The sequence below is a fragment of the Acinetobacter sp. YH12126 genome (genome assembly GCF_013418745.1).
Lineage (GTDB): Bacteria > Pseudomonadota > Gammaproteobacteria > Pseudomonadales > Moraxellaceae > Acinetobacter > Acinetobacter amyesii.
On the sequence record NZ_VPBM01000006.1, the window covers coordinates 106,914 to 132,067 of the forward strand.

The window sequence follows — 25,154 nt, forward strand, 5'->3', positions numbered from 1 at the left end:
ATGAATATTGGACAAGCAGCAAAAGCTTCGGGCATTTCTGCAAAAATGATCCGCTATTATGAATCGATTGGGCTGTTAAATAATGCGCAGCGCACCGATGCCGGCTATCGAATTTATTCAGAAGCCGATATTAAAACCTTGAGTTTCTTAAGACATGCGCGTGATTTAGGTTTTTCTTCTGAACAAATGAAAGATTTACTTGGACTTTGGAAAAATCAAAGTCGGCAAAGTGTAGAAGTTAAAGCATTGGCGTTAAAACATATCCAGACCTTAAATCAAAAAATCGCAGACTTACAGGCCATGGTTGAGATCTTGCAACAATCTGTAGATGGCTGTGCCGGTAATGATCAAGCCGATTGTACGATTTTAAAGCAAATCGAAACGGGCATGGCTGAGTGCTGCCATACAGCAAAGATTTAAATCCGCTTGACCTTACAATCGTGGCAAGGTTTATAGTGTTGTTATTAGAAAAGAAGGATGAATATCATGAAATTTCGTATTGATAATATGACATGCGGTGGTTGTGCCCGTAGCGTAACAGCAACGATTAAAGACTTAGACGAAAATGCAACGGTCACTATTGATGTAGCTACAAAATTAGTTGACGTTGAATCTAGTGCCAGTGCAGAGCAATTGATTAGCGCTTTAACCGAAGATGGCTTCCCACCTGTGATTGCATAACCTAGATATTGTTTAATGAATAAAAAAGCCGAACAATTGTTCGGCTTTTTTATTTATAAATCAATTCTATACGGCTGAAATTTTATCTGGCGTCATCAGCGCCTGATTAATATATAGCTTGATTAAGCGTTCACGTGAACCGATTGATTTTTGATAATGCGTTGAATTGAGGAGTAGGGATGCACCATAAGTGACCGTCCAAATATAAGATAAATAATCACGTATCGACATTGCGCTTTCAAGTGATTTTAGATAATCACTGGTCATATCCTTAATTTCAATAATACGTTCTTCACGAACACGATAGAGCTCTTCAAATAACTCTTTTAATTTACGTTCATTATTGGTTAAGCGTTCTTCAATGACATGTAATAATATAGTTCTATTAGAATTCAACATATTATAAAGCATATATTGTGAAACATAAGTTTTAATATCATGATTATATTTTTTTGAAATTTCTAATAATCTTTTTTCATTTAAAATAATCAGTTCTAAATATAATTGGTTTTTACTTTTAAAATGTTTATAAATCGTGCCTTTGGCAATATCTAGTTCACAAGCTAACTCACTTAAGGTGATGTCTTGATTATTATCTAATAGCAGGGTTTCTGCCATGGCTAAAATTTTTTCCTTGCGAAGGATAAAATTTTGTTGGCGTACTGAACTCATGATAACTGTTCCATAAACATCTTGAGGGTGAACAAGCCTAGCTTAAGCTAAATCTTGTGAATCTTACATTCCACTATGGTCTCAAATATTACATAAATTGGTTTAAAAATAAACACATTAGTAGAGTGCGTAAAACATATAGAATTCATAGCATAAAATTAATGTCAATAAAACTGAACCCTTGAGGTCATTTTTTTGAAATAAAATTCCATTTTTATTTTTTTTAATTTATTGTCTTTTCGCTTTTACAACAAAAGCAGCATTTAACAAAACGGTCTTGGTTGTTATGTTATTAATACACCCTAAATTAAACATGATTATAGGTACTATTATGTTTGGTTTTAATCAATTACCAATTATAAATTTATTCAATTCAATAAATTTATTTAATTGTAATAAAATAATGCTGCTCAAAATATCAGGTGGTTATTTTCCACTTGTCGGTAAAAACACATTATCTATATCCATTTTAGATATCTATCTGAAAAAACAGATCTTTAAAAAATCCACACAAAATTGATTTGATGATTTTGTGCGGGAGCGTGCAACTTTAAAAAAGTACTTTGTCAAAGACGCTGACAAAGCCTGTAGAAAAGGAAAGTACAATGCCAATATACAATGCGCCGTTAAAGGACATGGACTTCATCTTAAATGATGTATTCAATGCAGATGAGTTCTGGCAGTCAAATGAAAACTTAGCTCATATTGATATGGCGACTGCAAATGCCATTTTAGAAGAAATGGCTAAGTTTTCTAAAAACGTTATTCTAGACTTGAACCGTACTGCAGATGAAGAAGGTGGTGCGCAGTTTAGTAATGGTGTTGTTACTACGCCTACAGGGTTTAAAGACGCTTTTAAACAATTCGCTGAAGGTGGTTGGGTTGGTTTAGGCGCTTCTGAAGAATGGGGCGGCCAAAACATGCCGAAAATGTTGACAGTACTTGCTGACGAAATGATTTGGAGTACCAATCCATCATTTATGTTGTATCCACTGCTGACTGTGGGTGCAGGTATGGCGATTAATGACCGTGCTTCGCAAGAGCAAAAAGAAACCTATCTTCCAAAATTTTATACGGGTGAATGGTCAGGCACTATGTGTTTAACTGAACCACATTCAGGGACTGATTTGGGGATCATTAAAACCAAAGCAGAGCCGAATGAAGATGGTTCATTTAATATTACAGGCACGAAAATTTTCATCACCAGTGGTGAACATGATCTGTGTGAAAACATCATCCATCTTGTGTTAGCAAAAACGCCAAATGCACCTGCGGGTTCACGTGGTATTTCATTGTTTATCGTTCCAAAATTCCATGTCAATGCCGATGGCTCAGTCGGTGAACGTAATGCTGTTTCAGCGGGTTCAATTGAACACAAGATGGGTATTAAAGGTTCTGCAACGTGTGTTATGAACTTTGATGGTGCCAAAGGTTATATCGTTGGTAAAGAAAACGAAGGTCTTGCGGCGATGTTTGTCATGATGAACTACGAACGTTTATCGATGGGTATCCAAGGGATTGGCGCAGCAGAATTTGCTTACCAAAATGCTGCACAGTATGCGACTGATCGTCTACAAGGTCGTTCTGCGACAGGTGTGAAATCTCCTGAAAAACCAGCAGACTCTATTTTAGTACATGGTGATGTACGTCGTATGTTGTTGAATGTACGCGCCAACAACGAAGCATCGCGTGCATTTGCTGTGTATGTTGGTCAGCAACTGGATATTACAAAATATTCAACTGACGAAGCTGCAGTGAAAAAAGCCAATGACCGCGTGGCTTTATTGACACCTATTGCAAAAGCCTACCTAACAGATACAGCCCTACAAGCTACTTTAGAAGCGCAAATGTGCTTTGGTGGTCATGGCTATATCCGTGAATGGGGCATGGAGCAATGCATTCGTGACTTACGTATTTCGCAGATTTACGAAGGCACAAATGGCGTACAAGCGATTGATTTAATTGGACGCAAAACCACGAAATGTAATGGTGCATTTATTGCCGAATACATTACTGAAATTCGTGATTTTGCTGCAACCATGGCAGATTCAAAAGTTAAATCTGCAGCATTGCAAGTTTCTGACGAAGTTGAAGCATTAACGCAATTCATTATTGAACAATCTAAAACTACACTAGACTTTAGCAGTTCGGTTGCAGTCGATTATCTGCATGCAGTTGGTTTACTCAGCTTTGTTTATATGTTTGCACGTATTAGCAAAGCTGCGGCAGCAAAAACAGAGAGCTTCTTCCAAAACAAACTGGTACTCGCAGATTTCTATGTTGATAAAGTTCTACCTGACCTTGCTGCTCGTGCTCAACGCATTAAAGCAGGTTCTGAACTTATCATGCAGCTATCTGAAGAATACTTCACCGCTCAATCTTAAGGTTTCATCGAAACCACTGTGAAAAACATTAAGATGGAAAATCTGAGGAACCAGTCATGGTTCCTTGGGGTTAAAAGATTTAAAACAGGATGAAATAAGAAATGATTGTAATTGTAGATGGCGTACGTACAGCGATGGGTGGTTTTCAGGGTTCACTTTCATCTTGTACAGCCCCAGACTTAGGTGCTGCAGCGATTCAGGCTGTTGTTGCACGTGCAGGTTTAGAACCTACAGATATTGACGAAGTTATTTTTGGCTGTGTATTACCGGCTGGTCTTAAACAAGGTCCTGCACGCCAAGCGATGCGTCAAGCAGGCTTACCAGATACAACGGGTGCCACCACGATTAATAAAATTTGTGGTTCAGGCATGAAGGCAGTGATGCAAGCAGCTGATGCGATTAAAGCCGGTTCTGCTAATATTGTGGTTGCTGGTGGTATGGAGTCGATGTCAAATGCGCCATATTTACTTGAAAAAGCGCGTTCAGGCTATCGTATGGGTCATGGTAAAACCACAGATCACATGTTCCAAGAAGGCTTAGAAGATGCTGAGACAGGTTTATCGATGGGTATTCTGGCACAAGATATGGCAGATAAAAAAGGCTATACCCGTGAACAGCAAGATGCTTTTGCCATCAACTCACTCAATAAAGCCGTTGCAGCGATTCAAGGCGGTTTCTTCAAAAATGAAATCGTACCAGTTACTGTTAAAAGCCGTAAAGGTGACGTCGTTGTTGACACAGATGAACAGCCTTTAAGTGCTAAGCCTGAAAAAATCCCTACACTGCGTCCTGCATTCAAAAAAGACGGCACGATCACAGCTGCCAATGCCAGCTCAATTTCTGACGGTGCATCTGCTTTGGTGGTTACATCAGAAGAAACGGCTCAAGCACGTGGTTTAAAACCACTAGCAAAAGTCGTTGCTTATGCTACAAATTCACAGCATCCGTCAGAGTTCACGATTGCTCCAGTCGGTGCTATTGAGAAAGTACTTGCACAAGCCGGTTGGGATGCACAAGAAGTTGACCTGTGGGAAGTCAATGAAGCATTTGCCATGGTTACAATGCTGGCGATTGATGGATTTAACTTAGATGAAGCAAAAGTGAACATTCATGGTGGTGCTTGCTCACTTGGTCACCCACTAGGTTCATCAGGTTCACGTATTATTGTGACGCTGATTCATGCCTTAAAACGCACTGGCGGTAAAAAAGGTGTCGCAGCACTGTGTATTGGTGGCGGTGAAGCAACTGCAATTGCGGTTGAACTGATTTAATTTGCCTCAATTTATATAAGTAAGCTTTTAGATAAGTACGTTTTTAGATAAGCAATAACAAACGTTATCTCAGTTCGCTGGGATGGCGAAAAAAGATGTTTATTTTGAGATATTTATTTTTTGAGATTTAATTATGAATGGTTTAGATCGCATTCGCTTACTCTCCCTTCGCGACAAAGTAATGTCTGCTGAAAAAGCGATTGAGTTAATTCAAGATGGTTCAGTGGTTGGTTTAAGTGGTTTTGGTGGTGCAGGTGAGGCAAAGACGGTTCCATTGGCACTTGCAGATCATGCAGTTTCACATCCTCTTCGTATCACGTTGGCAACGGGTGCTAGTTTAGGAAATAGTATCGATGGTCGCCTCAATGCGGCGCATGCGATAGAACGTCGTTATCCGTATCAGGCAGATCCTGGTTTACGTAAAGCCATTAACGCTGGCGAGGTCATGTATATTGACCAACACTTGTCTGAAATGGCCGATAATATTCGTCATCATAATTTACCGCGCATTAATGTGGCCGTTATTGCAGCGACTGCAATTACAGAAGATGGTCAAGTTATTCCGACAGGTTCATGTGGTAACTCAGCCAATTTCATTGAAATGGCAGATCATGTGATTATTGAAATTGATAATACGATTAACCCAGTGCTAGAAGGTGTACATGATATTTATGTGCCGAAAGCGCGACCAAACCGTGGGCCAATTCCACTGACTCAGGTCGGTGAACGTATCGGTACGATTGGGATCAATGTCAGCCCCGATAAGATTTCAGCTATTGTGTTGAATGATCTGCCAGATACCCAGTTTAAAATGGATGAACCTGATGCTGAAACCCTAGCGATTGCTCAGCACCTGATTGATTTCTTTGAAGGTGAAGTAGCAGCAGGGCGTTTGCCTGAAAATTTAGGCCCGCTACAGTCAGGTGTGGGTTCGATTGCCAATGCTGTATTTGCTGGTTTTGAGCATTCTAATTTCCATGATTTGGAAATGTATTCAGAAGTACTACAAGACTGTACTTTCCAGCTAATTGATTCTGGAAAAATGAAATTTGCCTCAGGCTGTTCAATGACGCTGTCTGAGCCTTGTGCACAGCATGTGATGAACAATTTTGATCAGTACAAAGACAAAATTGTGTTACGTCCACAAGAGCTATCCAATAACCCTGAAATCATTCGACGTTTAGGCATTATTGCGATTAATACTGCGCTTGAGTTTGATATTTACGGAAACGTAAATTCGACCCATGTGACGGGTACGAAAATGATGAACGGTATTGGCGGTTCAGGAGACTTTACTCGTCATGCGCACATTGCCATTTTCGTAACCAAGTCGATTGCAAAAGGTGGTGCGATTTCATCTGTGGTGCCAATGGTGAGTCATACCGACCATACTGACCATGACGTTGACATCGTGGTTACAGAGCAGGGCTTGGCAGATTTACGTGGTCTTTCACCACGTGAGCGTGCACGTAAAGTCATTGAAATCTGTGCACATCCAGATTATCGCGCAGCATTGTTGAGCTACTTTGAACGCGCATGTGAGCTTGGTGGTCAAACGCCGCATATTTTAAAAGAGGCTTTGTCTTGGCATGCCACATTTGAAGAAACCGGTTCAATGCGTCAAATCGTATAAATCTAAAGATTGAAAATATTTAAATAAGCCCACGATCAAGTGGGCTTATTTATTATGAAAGACTACAAATGTTTCAAAACATGACAAAAGAAAAACAGCGCCACTTAGTTTGAAACTTTTGCACAACATGAACGGTCTTAAGTTCTCTTCAAGGCTTTCTATAATGCAAAACTCATTGACAAAGAAGGTCAGTATTTTGAAAAAGATTCAATTTTTTTCTGCGATGTTGTTCGCAGTTCTCCTCAGTGCATGTAAACAAAGTCCAGCGCCTGATTATGCAGGAACATGGCAAAATACCGCAGTAGATCCGCAACTTGAAAATGCGCTGATTATTAGTAAAAATGGTGAAAACTATTTCATTACTAATACTTTAAAAGATAAACAAAGTGGTAAATCTGAAAAGAAAAATCCTGTACCTGCGTCTGTTGCTGAATCTGGGTTACTGGCTGTAAACTCTGGGACAGGTGCTGTTGAATTTGCGATTGACGAAAAAACTGGAAATTTAGTCGGGTCTGGATCAATTTATAAAAAAGTAAAATAGATCAATTATCTATTGATGCAAAAATATCAAAAGCAGCCTCTAAATTGGGCTGCTTTTTTAACTTTAAAGCGAATGTTTATTTGCTTTAACTCAGTTCAAAACCGAAGAGAAATCATGGATAAAATAATCCGCTTTATTTTTGATTTGCTCAATTTCGTGTTCTGAATATGCATCATACACGGCAACGACTTCAATACCCGCAGCATTTGCGGCTTCTACACCAATGAGTGAATCTTCAAAAATTAAACATTCTTCAGGTTGAACGGCAAAATGTTCAATCGCCTGTAAATAGACTTCAGGATGCGGCTTAATATTTTTGACACTTTCACGGGTCAGGATCAGATCAAAACTATTTTCAAAATGCAGCTTTGGATAAATGTTGATATTTTTTTGATATCGATAAATATTTTGCAAGCTGGTCGTGGTGGTAATTGCCACCTGAATGCCTTGCTGAATGAGCTGTTGAACAAATAACGCTGCATGTGGTTTAAGCAAGATGATATGTTCTAAAAAATGCTGTGAAATGGTATATCGTTGCTGTTTGATTTGATCTGCTGTGTGTTGTTCAATCTTATAAGTATCTTTTAGATAGTTACAGTACATTAAGTAAGGGTCTGGTGTGTTTTTAAATAATTGCAGCTGAATGTCACGTTCACGTTGAATTAAATCCAATTGGATGGTTTGTCCAGTCAACTGTTGAATCAAATCTGCATCAACCTGATTCCACACGCCAACAGAGTCGATAAGTGTGCCATCTAAATCAAAACAAACCAGTTTTTTTCCTTGAAGCATGTTGATATCCAAATTCGTGCTGGGTCTATTATGCGGACTGATTGGAGTGTTGAAAAGCCAAATGCAACTGAGCAGGCTAAACTGGCGTTTCATCTGCAATAAAAGTAATATTTCGTTATTGGCTTTTTGTATAATTCAGCAGATGATGCACAGCATAACTTGCAATATTTAATTAGGGATTAAATCTTTCGTGTTTGAATTGGACTGTAAACTTCTTAGCATTTTTTTTCATGTTTATAAGTACAAAAATGTGTCACAAGCTGCTGAACACTTGCAGATGAGTCAGCCTACAGTCAGTAATATTTTAAATAAAATACGACAGCATTATAACGACCCCTTATTTTTACGTATTGGTAATGAAATGGTGCCTACGGAGTTATCGCGTCAATTATTTCCTTTAGTCAGCGAAGCCTTGAGTAAAGTCGAAGCCATTAATAATTTTACGATTAATTTTGATCAAGCCATTTCAGATCAACAATTTACTTTGGCCATGACCGATGTTTCGCATTTGGTTTTATTGCCTAAAATCAGCCAATATCTAAAAAAACACGCGCCACAAATACGTCTAAATGTACGCCCGATTACCACTGAAACCAGTTATCAGATGGCGAATGGTGAAATTGATTTAGCACTGGGGTTTTTACCGCATTTGGAAAGCGGCTTTTATCAGCAAAAACTGTTTGAGCAATATTATGTGGTGATTGCAGCTAAGGATCATCCACGATTAACGGGTGACACCATTACAACTGAGCAATATTTATCAGAGTCACATATTGATATTGATGCAGGTATGGGGCACTACCATATTGAAAATGAGCTGCTTAACCTTGATTTAAAACGTGATATTTTGATGCGTTTACCTAGTTATTTAGGTGTAGGCTTAGTTGTGCAAGACACTGATGCGATTGCTACTGTGCCGTATTACTTGAGTGAAGTATTGCTTTCGCGCGGCAACTTAAAAATATTTGACGCACCGATTGCATTTCCAACCTATGGCGTGAAGCAATATTGGCATATGTCCTGCCATCATAAAACCAGCCATCAATGGCTACGTCATATGTTCCATGAAATCTTAGTGAAATAGCTGCGCCGGCGAATTCTGTTTGCAGCCTATTTTGCGCATGCTGCAGGCAGTTCAGCTTATTTGCTGTATTGATTTAAACTTTTCTTATTTATAAGAAATATGCATAATAAGATGCTGTTTTAGCTTTGCATTTTAAAATTATTTATTACTTTTTTGGGTATAGGGTATAGGGTTTAGGGGTTTACTGTTAATGATTTACTGCTTTTATGGGAATCAAGCCGATCATGCCCATGAAGAGCGCATGCTTCAGAATTTTTTATCACAGCTGCAGCTGGACTGGGATGGTCCAGAAAAATGGATTTATATCGTTTATAACGCCATGTGGAATGGGCAGGATGTAGACTTTGTATGTTTTAGCCCATTTTCAATTATTGTGGGCGACTTTAAAAGCTATACCGGCGCACTAACAGCCGGTGAGAACGGCCCTTGGAAGCTGCTGAATCATAATAACGAATTGATTGAAGTCAAAGGCGGCAATCAGTTCAATCCCTACCGCCAGCTGCGCAATAATAAATTTTCCCTGCTGAATTTTTTAAGCAATGAGCCAGCTTTCAGCCGCTGTGAACTGGGGCATATCGGCGCCGTCACGGTCTTTACTGCATTAACAGATGTTGAAGATCAACTGAGTGAAAAAACCCGGAAGTGGATGGGCATTACGGATATCGCGCATTGCAGCGCATATTTCGCGGCTAAAAAAAGCGCTGGCATCCGCTTAGAGCAGCAGTGGGTATCCGAACTTATGGGCAAAATGAACTTGATGCCCTATGAATGGCAGCCAAAACCGCCGGTTGATGCTGTTGCGCATGCATATTTAACGCCTAAAGCAGTGCCGGACACAGCAGCGACGGTACAGGTGAAAATGCGGCAGGCGCAAATAAAGCCCCCGCGCAGCAGCCAGCCGCCGGCGCTGAGTAAATTTTGGCCGATAGTGTTTCTTGCATTACTGCTGCTTATTCCGGCCGTATGGCAAAAAATCGGGAATATTTTCACCCAAATGATGAGCAAAAAAACCGAAAGCGCTGTCAGTGAAACTTCGCATCAAAGCACCGTGGACACTCGGGGCCGTGCAGAAACGGACGCATCCTCAGAACAGCCTCAGGCCGAACTGAAATGGTCGGATGAAAAGCCGGCGCAGCGGGCACAGCAGCAGGATGATTTTTGGGAAAACCGCCCAAGAAGCCTTGAGCGGCCGGAAGCGGAACAGCCAGCGCCAGCGGTCCAATTGACGGAACCTGCGGTGCAAAAAACGAAGCAGCAGCCGGCATCAGAACAAATACTGCAGCCGAAGCGCGGAGAGCAGAATCCGCCGCCGGTTATTGCTGAAACGCGCGCAAATCCGGCGCCCCGCGCAGCAGAAGCGAGAACGCCAGCCGCCGCAGCGGAAGAAAAAATACAGCAGGCTGATGACCTTGATTCACGCTTAAGGGATTCGAGCTACTAAAGCCTGCATAAATTTGAATTACAGGATGTATCACTAAAAATGCACATATTTTCAAAGAAAATCATTCCGCTTGCGATCAGTATGCTGGTTTTAGCCGCGCCGGACGCGGTCTATGCTTTGCCTTCACATGGGCAGTTTGATCAGACGATGGATGAGCTGAAAATTGCGCCATCCGGTAAACAGAAGCTTTATATTGCCCAGCTGACACAATGGGCAAAAGAAGGCCATACGCCATCACAGGTCAATCTGGGGCAAATGTATCTGCTAGGAGATTTTGTTCAAAAAGATCTGCGTCAGGCCTATGAATGGACCAATGCAGCCGCAGCAAAAAACAATCCGAAAGCGCAAAATAATCTGGGCAAGATGTATCTTCGCGGCATGGGGGTAAAAAAGGACACTTTAAAAGCCTATGAATTATTCGGCAAAGCTGCCCAAACAGGCCTTTCAGATGCGCACTATAACTTGGGGGTAATGTTTGAACAGGGCATTGGTGTCGAAATGTACTTGCCTTATGCATTCGGCTATTACCTGACTGCAGTTAAAACAGAGGCGCCGCAAATGCTGCAGCGGAATTTGGAACACGCCAAGCAAGGCCGCGCCATAGCGCAAAATGATTTGGGTTATATGTACGCGATCGGATTTGGAACTGAAAAAAATTCACAGCAGGCGCTCTATTGGTTTGAACAAGCTGCAAAACAGCAGCTGCCGGAAGCCATGAATAATTTAGCTGTGCTGTATGACGGTTCCGGCGAGTTCGTAGCTAAAAATTTTGATCCGGGTTATTACAAGGCGATTAAGCATTACAGATCCTCTTTAACCGATTCAAAACGCTTGGAAAATACCGCTACGCAGGTAGCTTTGAATCGTGATTTGGCTAATCATTATTTTGCTTTGGCTTTGAAATTAAAGCATCCGGCTGCCCAATTCAATATGGCTAAAAAATATGAAACCGGGCTGGGTGTAAAAACAGACCTGCAGCAGGCAGTGCAGCTGTATCAGGCTTCGATTGCTCAAGGCTTTGTTTTGGCTGAGTTTGGTTTAGCCCGATTGTATCTCGATCAAAATGACGCGGTCAGCAGAGCAAAAGCGCTTCCGCTGTTTGAGAGCGCAGCGCGTAAAGGGGACAGCCGTGCCATGAATTATGCCGCGCTGCTCTCTGGACATATGATTGATATACCCGGCTGGTTCAATCCAGAAGAAAATACAGGGCCTGAAGCCTTTCAGCGCTGGGTAAAGACACAGCCGAGGGATCAATTGACTGAGGAAGATTATACAGAAGCAGGCATACAAAAACTGACCGAGCAAGCGCAGCGCGGAAGCGCATCGGCGCAGTATAAGCTGGCGATATTTAGATCCGAAGGTTTTAAATATTTGCAGCAAGATTATGCTGAAGCTGAAAAGCTATTTAAAGCAGCAGCTGCGCAAGGAAATGCCCACGCCATTTATAAACTGGGCTGGCTCTATTCACGTGAATATGTACCGGCTGCGAAGGACGCATCTGACAGCAGTCTGTTTGCCAGTCATAAATTAGGGCTGGCTTATTTTGAAGCAGCAGCCGCTCAAGGTGTTCCAGAAGCGCAGCATGAATTAGCGATGACCTATTATGCAGGCATGGGGGTCGAAAAAAATCCGGCGCTGGCTGCAAGCTATTACCGTCAAGCCGCAGCAAGCGGATTTCCCCACGCAGTAAGATGGATCAACCGGTTCAAAGATGCAGACCGTAAATAACGCGGATTAATGAAGACTTCTTCGCGGAAAGATCAAGCTGACTAAGCGGTTTCCTTGTCATATATAAGCGCTCAGATGCTATGTGGGCTTTTTTCATTTCTGTTTGCCTGTTGGCGCATCTGTTTATTTTGGTGCATTTTGCAGGCAAAGCGCATTTTCTGCACCTGAAAGATTCAGGCCTCTTTTGATTCTTTGCCAAACTTTCCGAATTAGCAGTATTACCGGTTGTATAAATAGTATTACTGTTTTGGCACAGCCTTTGCATTTCTACATACATCATAAAGTGATCTAGGGTTCCGATACAACTTCATGTATGACTGCGACCGAGAGTTCACGGCTTCGTTTGAATTCAAAGCAAAGCTGCACGGAGGGATAAAAGCCCGGGAGGTAAATAGTTAAGAATTAGGCAGAGGCTGCAATGAGCACAACACATTATCATGATGATAAAGCACTATGGACTGAACTTTTACCGGGTGGACACCACTGGTCAGCGCGTATTCAGCGTGGGGCAGTATTACAGCTTAAATCGCTAGGGCAAAATGCCAATGTGTCGCTGTACTGTGTAAATAGTGAAGATAAGCTTGAACGCTACAACATGCCAGATAGTCTTAAAGGGCAGCACACGGCTTATTTAAGTACAGGTCATATTTTGGCATCGGATTTAGGCCGTGCCATGATCTCGATTGTGAAAGATGATCACGCTTGGAATGATGCTTTTTGTGCACCAAGTACGGCATCGCAAATTGAAAACCAATTCGGCAGCAAAACTTTCCAAGATGCCCGTAACGATATGTACCGTAATGGCAAAGATAGCTTATTGCTTGAAATGACCAAATTCGGCTTATCTGCAACAGACCTCAGCAGTACTTTAAATCTGTTTTCTAAAGTCCAACCAGATGACAATGGCAACTTGAGCTATGTGGCATCTGACAATACGAATCACTTGATCGAACTACGCTTTGAAATGGATTGCTTGGTGTTCTTATCATCCGCGCCACATGCCTTAGATGACAGCACAGAATATGCACCTGCCGATGTTCAGTTGTCTTTATACAAAGCACTTCCTTTAAGCGACAGCGATGTATGTCGTGATTCATGTCCGCAAAATCAGCGTGCATTTCAAAACAATAATCGTTACTACGCACTCAGCGCTTAATTGGGGGAATACAACATGACAGCTTTAGCCAATTTACAAAACAGCTTAGAAAAATCAGTCCTTAACGAAGTTTGTCCTGCTGGTGAAGCATGGATGTGCGAAGTCAAAAAAGGGCAATATTTCCGTATTGTGGATTTAGAAGGCAACCAAGCGGTGGATACGCTCTTTATCTCAGCGTCAAACCCTGAAGAGCGTTATAGCGCAACAGATACTTTAGCCATCAACCAACAGATTTATTTAGAAAAAGGCACGACTTTATATACTAACTTCGGTAATAAAATTGCCACCATTCATGATGATAACTGCGGTCGTCATGACACTTTAGGCGGTGCATGTTCATGTGAAAGCAACACTGTTCGCTATGCACATGACAAATTTCCAATGCACAGTTGCCGTAATAATTTCATGATAGCGTTGTCACAACATCCGATTGCAAAAAAACATGGCTTAAACGTGCGCCATATCGGCCCAAATATTAACTTCTTTATGAATGTGCCTGTGACCGCTGAGGGACATTTGAAATTTGATGACGGTATTTCTGCACCGGGAAAATATGTAGAGATTAAAGCCGAAATGGATTTGATCGTATTGATCTCAAACTGCCCACAACTGAATAACCCATGTAATGCCTATAACCCAACAAAAATTCAATTGATCATTCGTGAAGGCGAGGAGTAATACCATGTTTAATAAAGTCCTCATTGCCAACCGTGGTGCAATCGCTTGCCGTGTGATTCGTACACTCAAAAAACTAGGCATTCAATCCGTTGCCGTGTATTCCGAAGCAGACCGTGATTCTTTGCATGTGACCTTAGCCGATGAAGCGGTATTTATTGGCGATAGTCCTGCCAGCCAAAGTTATTTAAATGTCGATAAAATTTTAGAAGTCGCAAAACAAACAGGTGCAGAAGCGATTCATCCGGGTTATGGTTTCTTATCTGAAAATGCTGAATTTTGTGATCTGTGTGAAGCGCAAGGCATTGTATTTTTAGGGCCAAATTCGGCACAAATGAAATCATTTGGCTTAAAACATACGGCACGAGAACTTGCGATTCAAGCCAATGTACCTTTACTGCCGGGTAGTCAATTATTGGCAGATGAAGCCGAAGCACTGCTTGAAGCCAATCGTATTGGTTATCCTGTGATGCTGAAAAGTACTGCAGGTGGCGGTGGTATTGGTATGCGTTTGGTATGGAATGAAGAAGAGCTGAAAGATGCTTATTCTACGGTTTCATATCTTGCCCAAGCCAACTTTAAAGATGCCGGTTTATACCTTGAGAAATTTGTACAGAATGCCCGTCATATCGAAGTACAGATTTTTGGTGATGGTAAAGGTTTAGTTTTAGCTTTAGGTGAACGTGATTGTTCGGTACAGCGCCGTAATCAAAAAGTTGTGGAAGAAACCCCAGCACCACATATCAATGATGATCAACGTGCTTATATTCAATCGATTGCGATTGGGCTGATGCAGTCGGTAAATTACCGTTCGGCAGGTACAGTTGAGTTTGTGATGGATACCGACACACAGGAATTCTATTTCTTAGAAGTGAATACCCGCCTGCAAGTTGAACATGGTGTGACGGAGCAAGTCTTTGGTGTAGATCTTGTGGAATGGATGGTTACTTTAGGCAGTGGGGATTGGATTGCACCAACAGAACAACTTGAATCGAAAGGTCATTCAATTCAAGTGCGTTTATATGCTGAAGACCCAATCAAAAACTTCCAACCTAGTGCAGGGCTTTTAACGCACGTTGAATTTGATGCCAATGCGCGTAATGAAACGTGGGTGGAAACGGGTTCAAATGTATCGTCATTCTATGACCCGATGATTGCGAAAATCATTGTCACGGCAGATGATCGTGACTCTGCAATTCAAGCCATGACCGAAACACTCGCCAAAACATCGATTGCAGGCATCGAAATTAATCTTGAATATCTACAAAATATTATCGACTGTGATGTATTTAAAGCCGGTACGCAAACCACACGATTCTTAAATACATTTGAGTGGAAAACCCAAAAAATTGAAGTGTTGCAATCAGGCATTCAAACTTCTGTGCAAGATGTGACAGGTCGTTTGGGTTATTGGGATGTCGGTGTGCCACCCTCAGGTGCGATAGATCCATTATCACTGAATGTTGCAAACCAGTTGCTTGGTAATGCCTATAACACTGCAGGGCTTGAATGTACCCTACAAGGGCCAACCTTAAAATTCCATTGTGACAGCCAAATCGTACTTGCCGGCGGTGATATGCCGTCGACTTTAGATGGTCAGTCTGTGCCAATGTGGCAAACCGTCAATGTGTGTAAAGGTCAGATTTTAAAATGTGGCAAAATCGCCACAGGTTGTCGCACCTATATCGGGATTAAAGGTGGTCTGAATATTCCTGAATATTTAGGTTCACAAGCGACCTTTACCCTTGGTCAGTTTGGTGGTCATGCTGGTCGTAATTTATTGATTGGCGATATGTTGCCAATCACGGCATTTACATCTGAACAAGTGACAGCGCTGGCGCCTGAACAAGTGCCATCATTCAGTCATGAATGGGAAATTGCGGTGATGTACGGCCCGCATGGTGCACCAGACTTCTTCACTAAAAAAGATATTGATACCTTCTTTGCCAATACTTTTGAGATTCACTTTAACTCAAGCCGTACAGGTATTCGTTTGATTGGTCCAAAACCTGAATGGGCACGTGAGGATGGTGGTGAAGCCGGTTTGCATCCATCGAATATTCATGACAATGCTTATGCCATTGGTGCGATTGATTTCACAGGTGATATGCCGATTATATTGGGTCCAGATGGTCCAAGTTTAGGAGGCTTTGTTTGTCCTGCCGTGGTGATTAATTCTGAGCTTTGGAAACTTGGTCAATTGAAAGCAGGAGACAAAGTCAGATTTATACCTGTGAGTTATCATCAAGCGAAACTTTTAAATGAAAAATATCATGTGCAATTAGAAGCATCTGATACGCAGGCTGTGGCATTTGATGAGTCATTTTATCCTGAACTTTTCACTTTAAAAAATGCGGTGCTTGATACTTTAAAAGGTCAGAATGGTTTGCCGGATGTGGTGTATCGTCCTGCGGGCAATAACTACATGTTGGTGGAATATGGTGAGTTGGTTTTAGATCTAAACTTACGTTTCCGTATCCATGCGCTCATGCAATGGGTACAAAAGCAAAACATTGCCGGCATTATCGACCTGACACCGGGTATTCGTTCGCTACAAATTCACTTTGATTCGATCAAGCTTGATCAACTTGATTTACTGCGTTTATTGCAAGTGGCTGAAGCAGAATTGCCTGATGTCACAGAAATGCAAGTTCCATCACGTACGGTGTATTTACCGCTGGCTTGGGAAGATTCACAAACCCAATTGGCAACTGAACGCTATATGCAAACTGTGCGCCCAGATGCACCATGGTGTCTAGACAATATCGAATTTATCCGTCGTATTAATGGCTTAAAAGACAAACAAGCCGTAAAAGACGTAGTGTATGACGCGAGTTATTTGGTCATGGGTTTGGGCGATGTGTATTTAGGTGCACCTGTGGCAACACCACTTGATCCTCGCCAGCGTTTAGTGACGACTAAATACAATCCTGCACGGACATGGACACCTGAAAATGCTGTCGGTATAGGCGGTGCGTATATGTGCGTCTATGGTATGGAAGGTCCGGGAGGCTATCAGTTCGTGGGTCGTACTACGCAAATATGGTCTCGTTATCGTAAAAACCCTGACTTTGAGCAAGGTATGCCGTGGTTACTGCGCTTCTTTGACCAAATTAAGTTTTATGAAGTTTCAGAAGCTGAACTGATGCAGATGCGTGAGGACTTCAAAGCAGGTCGCTTAAAACTGCGTGTAGAAGAAGGTGTACTGAATCTAAAAGAATACAATGACTTCTTGACTGAAAATGCAGAATCTATTTCAGCATTTAAATCTGTCCAACAAGCCAATTTTGATGAAGAACGTCGTCGTTGGCATGAAGCCGGACTTGCAGAGTATGTGTCTGAAAGTTTGGATGCTGTGTTGGATGACAGCGATATTCAAATTCCTGAAGGCGGTTGTGCAGTGGAATCGCACATGCCGGGAAGTATTTGGAAAATTGAATGCAAGTCAGGTGATATTGTTGAAGAAGGTGCAACTTTAGCTGTAATTGAAGCGATGAAGATTGAGATCCCCATTATTGCGCCTGAACGTATGATGGTTTCTGAAATTACCATTGAAAAAGGGCAGACGGTGAAAACGGGGCAGGTGTTGTTTACGTTGGCGCCAGTGGCTTGATGAGATACAGATAAAAAAGACCGTCCATAAGGGCGGTTTTTTTATTTTATGAATTAGATGTTTAGTTTAATATGAAGGTCAGGGATAAGCAGTTAAGAAAGAACTATGGCAAAGAATAAAAGAGATGATTTTACAGCTTCTACTGTGAAAGTTTTAAGAGATCGAGTAAATAATCTTTGTTCAAATCCAGATTGTGGCAACTTAACGATCGAGCCTAAAAAAATAGATAATAATAAAACTAATATTACTGGAACGGCTGCACACATTTCTGCTGCTGCGGTTGGAGGGCCTCGTTATGATATGTCAATGTCTTCAGAAGAAAGAAAGTCTATAAATAATGGGATATGGCTTTGTAATCATTGTGCTAGAAAAATTGATATAGAGCCTGAAGCATACTCAGTTGATTTATTAAAAGAATGGAAGAAGGAGGCTGAGTTAAAAGTTTTAGCAAACAGTAATAAAAAGTTTTATATAGAAATTGAATTTGAAAAGGAGGCACAATCAAGAGTTTTACAAAGTCACATGTCAAATCAAGTATTTGGATCTGTGGCTAATCAAACTTTAAACGTTATTACAAAAGGAATTCAAAAAGAGCTAAAAACTCTCGATCCAAGATTAAATATTTCATGTGATCATATTAATGGCACCACTCATTATCGCATCGATGCAGTGAGTGAAAGTGATGAACCTGTTAAGGTTAAAATCACTCCAACAGATGCTAATGAATTTAGTGAAAAATATGGTCGATTAGTTGAACATGGTGAATTTTTTCACTCTTCAATTGAAAACTTTATCTCAAACTCTGATGCTATAAATTCGATTTTTCCTAAAGATGTTAAAGATGGGATTGTAACAATCAAGCCAACAAATTTAAGAAAAGGAATTATTGAGATCACTGATAGTGATGATAATGTTATTTTGGATTTAGAAGGAGATTTCATTTTTGGCAGAAAGTCATTCTCGATATGTGCTTATAAATTTGATAATCTTATTGAAATTTCAATAAAAAATATTCCATTAAATCTCTCATCTGATACGAATAATATCGCAAATATTTCTTTAGGTTTAGAGAATTGGCAAGGAATTGATATCAGATTTTTACCTTATTTTGATAAAATTAAAAAAATTTATGAGAAATTGGAAAATCGTACTTCATTAGATTTCAAAATCTTAGTAGATGGACTTGAAATCTACAAAGCAATCAATCTTGATATGTCAAAAAAACTAGCATGGATTAACAACTTCTTAAATTATACAAATTCATGCGCTACCATAGCAAAAAAAAATAATTTATCTATAACTTTTAATAATGAATGTAGTTTTAGTTCTGAAGAGCACAGACAAATTTATGAAATTTCAGAATTACTTTGCTCGAAAATTGAATTAAATAAGTTTAAGGGTTCAATGACAGTCAATCCTAGTTCTATCGAGTTGGTAAATAGCTTAGTCAAAGATACTGAATCTGAACTGATAATGTTTCAGGATTTAGATATCCAAAGTTTAAATATTTTTAATAATATGGTGGATTTTAAATTATATATAAAACACACTTTTAGGAATCCTCAATTTATTTTACTTAAAAAAGATTTGACAGAAAATTCTTACAAATTTGAAATTAAAGAAAAAACTGTGAATAGTCTTTATCTGAGAGAAGGTTCTTTAACCCCATTCGAATATAGTCAAGATCAAGTTGTATTAGAAAAAATTAAAAAATAACTATTAATTTACGACTTATTAAGAGGCCTTTAAGTTGGTTATAATTTAACCAATGTTTGCATAGCTAGGACGTCGACCAATATGAACAATATTATCCATTCACGCTTTGTCGCAAATTTTTGAGATATCCCTCAATAAAAGAGAATTCAATGATGGCTAAAAAACTTGAAGACCTTATAAGGAAACGTAGTCCTGAAAGTCGAAATCGAATTATGGAAAATGCAAAAATAATTTTGAATGATTGTCTTTCGGAAGATGTGCATTTAACAGAACTAGCAGAAAAAGCTAAAGGGCAAAAAACGATAAAGATCATTTTAGACGAGCTACAAGATCAAGTTCACAAAAAACGCGATTAAAAAGTTCACTTATTTATCCAAATGCTCTCTCAAAATGCGTCGCAACTCTAAAATGGCATCTGGAGACTCATGGATGGAATGTCCACCATTGAATATCTTTTCAGACACCGCGCCATCTAGATGAGAACTTGTATAGGGAACAATGCCATCCGACATTTTGCTCGGTTCATTACTTTGCGTCTGATTTCCCATAATAGAATGATAAGGAATATCTTTATTTGGCATGATGTCAGCAGACAACAGCATAAAACGTGATTGTAGACTTAAATCTGCAGGGCCAGACTTAATCAGGCCCATAGTTGAATTTTTTGCATTCGGGATTTCAACATTGACATCATTTAAAAAACTTAAAGGCAATACCACGATTTTTTTCGCCAAATTTGTAAACCAGCGGTCTGCATAGTCAGTACCATGATGCGGTGCGGCAATGAAAATTGCACGACTAACTGGCTTCAAGGCTTTAAAGACAAAACGATCGCGGATAATTGGATGACGTTGTAACTGTGTATTTTGTTCATAGTTCATGAGTGGAATAGCTTGAGCGGAAATATCTGCATCACTAACCAATAAACGACTAATGATGCCGCCCATACTATGCCCGATAATGACAGCATCCTGAGCCGATGGCGTATTGGGCTGAACAGTTGCAAATGCCTGTTTGAGTAAAGCATTGATTTGAAAGCGACTCTCAAATATTGGCATATTGGTTGAGTAAAACACTTGCCAAACTTGGTAATGATCACGCAGTTTTTGATCACCCATGATGTTATTGGTCAGGCTGATCCAAGTTTCAGGACTGCTGGCTAAACCGTGAACCATGATAATAATCTTTTTATTGGGTTGATACGGCTCTAACATAAACACATGTGGCATGCGCAAATGTTCTTCCTTATTTAGAAGTGTCCAGTAGCCAGATTGTCCTAATTTATTTTCGGCTAACCAAAGTCCATAAGGCACAGAATAATTGGCTGTTAGCGTATAGGACTGAGATTCAATTTTAGCCTTTTTAAATTGATAGGGATTAAATAATTCAACCTTAAAGTCTGATTGCGGCGACAAAATTTCACTAATGCTGCTATTGGTCTTGGCAGGCTCTGCGATCGCACTGACAGATAAATAGCGTGCCGTATGGATATTGGGGTTGGGTTTATTTGAATAATATTGTTCAGGATCTAATACAAAAGGCTGCACAGCAGACAGATCCGTGGCTTTTTTGACTAAGACAAATTCAGAACCAATGCCTTCCTGACGGTTAATGGTTTTTAAGCCTGAAAAATTAAAATTATAGCTCGACAGTAATTTATCAATGTCCGCATTTTTGATTTCAGGATAATGCTCATAGTTAAAATGATAAAGCGATGAACCCAGCATTAAACTTTCAGGCATTTGCTGATAGTCAAAACGGGTAAATGATGAGGTGATTAAACGTGATAAAGCCACATTATAAAAGGTGCGGACTTGTCCCTGACGCAAATCAAATAAGCGTTCTTCAGGGGCTTGAGCGGATTTAAATAGATAGACATAGCTGTAACGCAGACTGAAATCAAAGTCTGCAAGCTGCTGATCCATACACATTTTAATTTTGCTTGAAGCTAATTTTCCGCTGTTTTGTTTTAAGCTTTTTTTGCATTGTGGATTTTGATCGGCGCTTAAAGCACGTGCCATGTACAGTTCACTTGCTGCTGCATAGACTTGGGCAATATCTAAAGTTTCATTGTTAAGCATTTTGTGAATACAGCTTTCAAGCGCATTTAAACAAGATTGGTCGCTTTCATTCACCATTAACAGGATTTGATGGCTAAATGTACTGAGCTTCTGATGGGTTAATATGCTATCTGTTTTATTATTTAGTGACGCACTGAGTTGATTTTCTTGTAATTTGACCAATTGGCATCCACTGAGCAAACTCAGGCTGATGATACACATAAAACGAGCGGGTAAATGCGTGAAAGGCATCATTGGAAAGGTCACAGGCATCTATTTTTTGTTATTTTAACCTTTATAAAATAGTAAAAATAGGGCAGGTGTTACAGCGCTCAATCCAAGAAAATTACTACGTATACATCCTTTCTATAAGCTAATGTACGAATGCTGTAATACAGAAAAGTTGATCTGAGGTTCAAACAATATCACGTATTAAATTTAATCTAATTGTGCTGCTGGTTTTTTAAGGTCATGTTGAGCAGTTTGTGGTGAATGAATCGTAATTTATCCAATACTGGATTCGACAATGTAAATGGATATGCATCATCTAAGCCCATGCTGCGGTTCAACGCATTTAAATTAAAGGTCAAGGTCATCCAGTGTTGCAGTAGTAGGTCAAAATCCTGAGCGCCAATCGGGTTTTCTTTCAGTTCTAAATTATTCAAATCCGACTTATTGGTTTTGACCACTAATCCTGCATAGTAGGCTGTTTCTAGGGTGTCCATCATATGCAAATAATGCGCCCATGTTTCCGCCCAATCTTCCCAAGGATGCGTACTGGCATATGAACTGACATAGTAATCCGCCCAATTTTGTGGCGCACCGTCATTATAATGTCGTTTCAAAGCTTCACTATAATCTTGTCGTTCATCACCAAATAGTTCCCGAAATTCATCAATCAGCTCTGGGTGTAAATGTTTGATCAAATCAAAATAATAATGACCGCTTTCATGTCTAAAATGACCTAGAAGTGTACGGTAGTTTTCACCCATTTTTATACGCGTTGTTTCGCGGTAAATCACATCTGCTTCACTGGCATTTAAGGTAATAATGCCATTGGCATGACCGGTCATGACAGGTGTATTTTCTGTTGGCATGAGAAAATCAAAACGCAGCCCAAAACGGTCATCTTGACTGCGTTTAGGACGCGGCATGGTATTCAGTTGCTGCATTAAATACAAAAAACGCCGTTTGGCATGTTCCAATCGTGCCCAGTACACAATATGGTCTGGATTATCTAGGTTGGGGATGGTGTGCGTGAGCAAGCAAGATTCACAATAAATTTCCTCACTGTCGGCAGGTACCATCCAGTTGCAAACCTGATGATGTTGATAATTATGACAAGGTTTAAAGCGTTTTCCCTTTATTTCAGGATTTAACGCAAGCCATAACGTACTGCTATGCTTGTCAAAACAGCCCATTTGCTTTTCAGAGGCAATATAACCCAGCGCAGTCTGACAATTGACACAGTGTGAATTGGCAAAAAAGATTTGGTTAGAACAGACCGCGCAGCTGAAATACTTCATAGGCGTTGAGTGATGAATAGAAAGTTTAATCAGTATAAATGATGTTCAATGTTGATGAAATAAATTGCACTTCGAGTTTGTTGCGGGTCTGTCAATGTTCTCGGTTAATAAGACCAATAAGCTTTAGAAATAGCCTTCAGAAAATCACCCATCGCAGCAATAGTGCAAATGAGTCGCTATGAGTGCACTTGTTGCACAAATGATGAACAATAAAATCTATAAGAAAATTAAAAGAACAAAATAATCGATCATTTTTTGTATTTCTCACTTGGCACAGATTCTGCATTTCTATCGATATTACGAAATAAATATTTTGTATTACTCAAACAGGAGATGCATATGAACCGCCATCAATCTGCAACATTTCTGCATCAATTAAAGCAATTTTTTATTGAGTTACTGAGCGCCCGTGCGGGTTTCTATATTCAGCAAAAAAAAATAAGGAAAAACAGTGCCTAAACAAAAGCTGGCGCGTATCAGTATTACAGTGCCTGAAAAAACAGTCGATTCATTGGACCAAAAAATTGTCGATCAGCATTATGAAAGCCGTTCTCAGGCCATTGTCGACATGATCAATAAGCATCTGATTGCCGATCAGGAGCAGCGCAACGAAGTGATGGTTGGCACATTTACCTTACTTTATGACGCAAGTAGTACGGCGCTACGAATTCAGCTTTTAGATTTACAGCAGCAGTTTTTAGAACAAGTGGTGAGTTCGCTGCATATTCAACTCGATGACCACAAAATTTTAGAAGTCATGATTCTGCAAGGCGTCAGTTTAGAGCTCAAAGTTATCAGTCAGCATTTTTCAGCACTTAAGGGTGTGATTAAAGGACATTTGGAGTTGATGGACGCTGTAATGCCGCCAATTCCGCAAAATGCAAAGGATTTAGGAGTTTAAAATGGGCCAATTATATCGATCACAAGATCAGTTTAAAGATCAAATCACAAACCAAAAGCAAGCACATGCTAATGCAGCCAACCATAGACCAAATCGTGCAAAGCGTAATGCTCAATCTGTCAGTAATCCGAATACACCATCGTTTTTGAACACCAATACCAAATTTAACTGTAATACCATCGGGGAAATCGAACTATGATCAAAAAAGCCTGCTTATCTGCATCCGTTGTGACCGCTATCTTACTGGGGGGGTGTGACAATACAGCCAAAACACCTGAACCAAACGCGCAAGCAGAAGGCACAGTCAATACAAAATCCATTACGATCGGCTATAGCGACTGGCCTGGTTTTGTCGCATGGCAGGTTGCTATTGAAAAAGGCTGGTTAAAAGAAGCCGGTGTCAATGTGGACTTTAAATGGTTTGATTATTCAGCCTCACTATCTGCATTTGCGGCTAATCAGTTGGATGCCGTTTTGGTCACCAATGGTGACAACTTAGTCACAGGTTCTGGCGGCACAAAAGGCGTCATGATTATGGCGACGGACTATTCTGCAGGTAATGATGTCATCATTGCTAAAGATGGCATCAATAGCTTAGCTGATTTAAAAGGAAAAAGTGTCGCAACAGAAAAAGGCTTGGTTGATCATTTGCTTTTGACGACGGCGTTGGATGATGCAAAAATTCAAGCGTCTGAAGTAAAGTTGGTCAACACCACGACCAACGAGCTGCCACAAGTATTTGCAAGTCCTGATATAGCAGCGATTGCCGTGTGGCAACCAGTCGCAAATCAAGCGCTGAAAGCTGTTGCTGGCTCTAAAATTATTTATACATCGAAAGATAAACCCGGTCTGATTTATGACACATTAACCGTCAACATGACGCATTTATCTGCTAACAAAGAAGAATGGAAAAAAATCATTCAAGTTTGGGATAAAACTGTTAAATACATCAACGACCCTGCAACACATGCCGATGCAGTGAAAATCATGTCTACTCGTGTCGGCGTTGATCCTGCACAGTATGAACAGTTTATTGGAGGCACACATTTACTGGATTTAGCTGCCAACAAACAAGTCTTTAAAAAAGGAATTGGTTTTGACTCGATTTATGGTTCTAGCTACCACGTAAATAAATTTAATGTTGCTAATGGCATTTATAAAACTGAAATGGATGTCGATGGATCAATCTATCCAACATTGGTTGAAGAACTGAAATAAGTTGAAACGTAAATAAAAATAAGCTCTGAACAGTATAAATGCTTCAGGGCTAACAACATCAA

Annotated in this window: 21 protein-coding genes and 1 riboswitch; of the genes, 17 read left to right on the forward strand and 4 right to left on the reverse strand. The window is 40.2% G+C overall.

Annotation, left to right across the window (positions count from 1 at the left end; all coding sequences use genetic code 11):
- Both cueR and FTU62_RS05280 read left to right on the forward strand, forming a co-directional pair.
- Positions 1 to 420 (forward strand): Cu(I)-responsive transcriptional regulator, encoded by a 420-nt coding sequence (gene cueR / locus FTU62_RS05275; protein ID WP_180102058.1) that lies wholly within the window; start codon positions 1 to 3, stop codon positions 418 to 420.
- Between the two features lie 66 nt (positions 421 to 486).
- A complete protein-coding gene (locus FTU62_RS05280) occupies positions 487 to 681 on the forward strand; it encodes a heavy-metal-associated domain-containing protein (RefSeq protein ID WP_078190942.1) in 195 nt (64 codons plus the stop codon).
- Between the two features lie 66 nt (positions 682 to 747).
- Here the strand turns inward: FTU62_RS05280 and FTU62_RS05285 are convergent, their stop codons facing one another.
- Positions 748 to 1,353, reverse strand: coding sequence for a TetR/AcrR family transcriptional regulator (locus FTU62_RS05285; protein WP_078190941.1), 606 nt, complete (start codon positions 1,351 to 1,353; stop codon positions 748 to 750).
- Between the two features lie 605 nt (positions 1,354 to 1,958).
- Between FTU62_RS05285 and FTU62_RS05290 the strand changes: the two genes are divergently transcribed.
- The 4 genes from FTU62_RS05290 to FTU62_RS05305 all read left to right on the forward strand — a co-directional run bounded on the left by FTU62_RS05290 (position 1,959) and on the right by FTU62_RS05305 (position 7,182).
- Entirely contained in the window at positions 1,959 to 3,737 is a 1,779-nt protein-coding gene (locus FTU62_RS05290; RefSeq protein ID WP_180102059.1) for an acyl-CoA dehydrogenase C-terminal domain-containing protein, read from the forward strand.
- A 101-nt stretch (positions 3,738 to 3,838) separates the two neighbouring features.
- Positions 3,839 to 5,008, forward strand: coding sequence for a thiolase family protein (locus FTU62_RS05295; protein WP_180008861.1), 1,170 nt, complete (start codon positions 3,839 to 3,841; stop codon positions 5,006 to 5,008).
- A 133-nt stretch (positions 5,009 to 5,141) separates the two neighbouring features.
- Positions 5,142 to 6,641: a succinate CoA transferase gene (locus FTU62_RS05300; RefSeq protein WP_171319206.1), complete on the forward strand. Its 1,500-nt coding sequence runs from the start codon at positions 5,142 to 5,144 to the stop codon at positions 6,639 to 6,641.
- Between the two features lie 223 nt (positions 6,642 to 6,864).
- Positions 6,865 to 7,182 carry a hypothetical protein gene (locus FTU62_RS05305; RefSeq protein WP_373686486.1) on the forward strand — a complete coding sequence of 106 codons (318 nt, stop codon included), beginning with the start codon at positions 6,865 to 6,867 and terminating at the stop codon, positions 7,180 to 7,182.
- Positions 7,183 to 7,272: 90 nt separating this feature from the next.
- On the opposite strand, the gene FTU62_RS05310 is transcribed toward FTU62_RS05305, so the two are convergent.
- Positions 7,273 to 7,974, reverse strand: coding sequence for an HAD family phosphatase (locus FTU62_RS05310; RefSeq protein ID WP_180102060.1), 702 nt, complete (start codon positions 7,972 to 7,974; stop codon positions 7,273 to 7,275).
- A gap of 190 nt (positions 7,975 to 8,164) precedes the next feature.
- Here FTU62_RS05310 and FTU62_RS05315 point away from each other — a divergent pair, with 190 nt between their 5' ends.
- The 8 genes from FTU62_RS05315 (at position 8,165) to FTU62_RS05350 (ending at position 19,743) form a co-directional block, all read left to right on the forward strand.
- Positions 8,165 to 9,058 carry a LysR substrate-binding domain-containing protein gene (locus FTU62_RS05315; RefSeq protein WP_078190935.1) on the forward strand — a complete coding sequence of 298 codons (894 nt, stop codon included), beginning with the start codon at positions 8,165 to 8,167 and terminating at the stop codon, positions 9,056 to 9,058.
- 190 nt (positions 9,059 to 9,248) lie between these two features.
- The gene (locus tag FTU62_RS05320) at positions 9,249 to 10,499 is read left to right on the forward strand and encodes an NERD domain-containing protein (protein ID WP_180102061.1); all 1,251 of its coding nucleotides are present in this window, start codon (positions 9,249 to 9,251) and stop codon (positions 10,497 to 10,499) included.
- Between the two features lie 39 nt (positions 10,500 to 10,538).
- On the forward strand, positions 10,539 to 12,227 hold the full coding sequence (locus tag FTU62_RS05325; RefSeq protein WP_180102062.1) for a tetratricopeptide repeat protein: 1,689 nt from the start codon (positions 10,539 to 10,541) through the stop codon (positions 12,225 to 12,227).
- Positions 12,228 to 12,504: 277 nt separating this feature from the next.
- A riboswitch (guanidine-I (ykkC/yxkD leader) is annotated at positions 12,505 to 12,616 on the forward strand.
- Positions 12,617 to 12,645: 29 nt separating this feature from the next.
- Positions 12,646 to 13,383, forward strand: coding sequence for an urea amidolyase associated protein UAAP1 (locus FTU62_RS05330; protein ID WP_180102063.1), 738 nt, complete (start codon positions 12,646 to 12,648; stop codon positions 13,381 to 13,383).
- Positions 13,384 to 13,398: 15 nt separating this feature from the next.
- The gene (locus tag FTU62_RS05335) at positions 13,399 to 14,061 is read left to right on the forward strand and encodes an urea amidolyase associated protein UAAP2 (protein WP_180102064.1); all 663 of its coding nucleotides are present in this window, start codon (positions 13,399 to 13,401) and stop codon (positions 14,059 to 14,061) included.
- Between the two features lie 4 nt (positions 14,062 to 14,065).
- Entirely contained in the window at positions 14,066 to 17,671 is a 3,606-nt protein-coding gene (uca, locus tag FTU62_RS05340; RefSeq protein WP_180102065.1) for an urea carboxylase, read from the forward strand.
- Positions 17,672 to 17,776: 105 nt separating this feature from the next.
- Positions 17,777 to 19,387: a hypothetical protein gene (locus FTU62_RS05345; protein WP_180102066.1), complete on the forward strand. Its 1,611-nt coding sequence runs from the start codon at positions 17,777 to 17,779 to the stop codon at positions 19,385 to 19,387.
- A gap of 149 nt (positions 19,388 to 19,536) precedes the next feature.
- Positions 19,537 to 19,743, forward strand: coding sequence for a hypothetical protein (locus tag FTU62_RS05350; RefSeq protein WP_257223066.1), 207 nt, complete (start codon positions 19,537 to 19,539; stop codon positions 19,741 to 19,743).
- A gap of 9 nt (positions 19,744 to 19,752) precedes the next feature.
- Here the strand turns inward: FTU62_RS05350 and FTU62_RS05355 are convergent, their stop codons facing one another.
- Together FTU62_RS05355 and FTU62_RS05360 are read right to left on the reverse strand one after the other, a co-directional pair.
- Positions 19,753 to 21,702, reverse strand: a complete 1,950-nt coding sequence (locus FTU62_RS05355) for a triacylglycerol lipase (RefSeq protein ID WP_180102067.1) — start codon at positions 21,700 to 21,702, stop codon at positions 19,753 to 19,755.
- Positions 21,703 to 21,890: 188 nt separating this feature from the next.
- Positions 21,891 to 22,973 carry a putative zinc-binding metallopeptidase gene (locus FTU62_RS05360; protein ID WP_180102068.1) on the reverse strand — a complete coding sequence of 361 codons (1,083 nt, stop codon included), beginning with the start codon at positions 22,971 to 22,973 and terminating at the stop codon, positions 21,891 to 21,893.
- 451 nt (positions 22,974 to 23,424) lie between these two features.
- Between FTU62_RS05360 and FTU62_RS05365 the strand changes: the two genes are divergently transcribed.
- From FTU62_RS05365 to FTU62_RS05375, 3 genes are read left to right on the forward strand one after another with little or no spacing between them, the layout of a single operon-like run.
- Entirely contained in the window at positions 23,425 to 23,874 is a 450-nt protein-coding gene (locus FTU62_RS05365) for a ribbon-helix-helix protein, CopG family (RefSeq protein ID WP_180102069.1), read from the forward strand.
- Between the two features lies 1 nt (position 23,875).
- Complete coding sequence (locus FTU62_RS05370; protein ID WP_180102070.1) at positions 23,876 to 24,073, forward strand: hypothetical protein; 198 nt, start codon at positions 23,876 to 23,878, stop codon at positions 24,071 to 24,073.
- The gene (locus FTU62_RS05375; protein WP_180102071.1) at positions 24,070 to 25,092 is read left to right on the forward strand and encodes an ABC transporter substrate-binding protein; all 1,023 of its coding nucleotides are present in this window, start codon (positions 24,070 to 24,072) and stop codon (positions 25,090 to 25,092) included. Before FTU62_RS05370 ends, FTU62_RS05375 begins: the two co-directional genes overlap by 4 nt.
- Positions 25,093 to 25,154 lie beyond the last annotated feature (62 nt).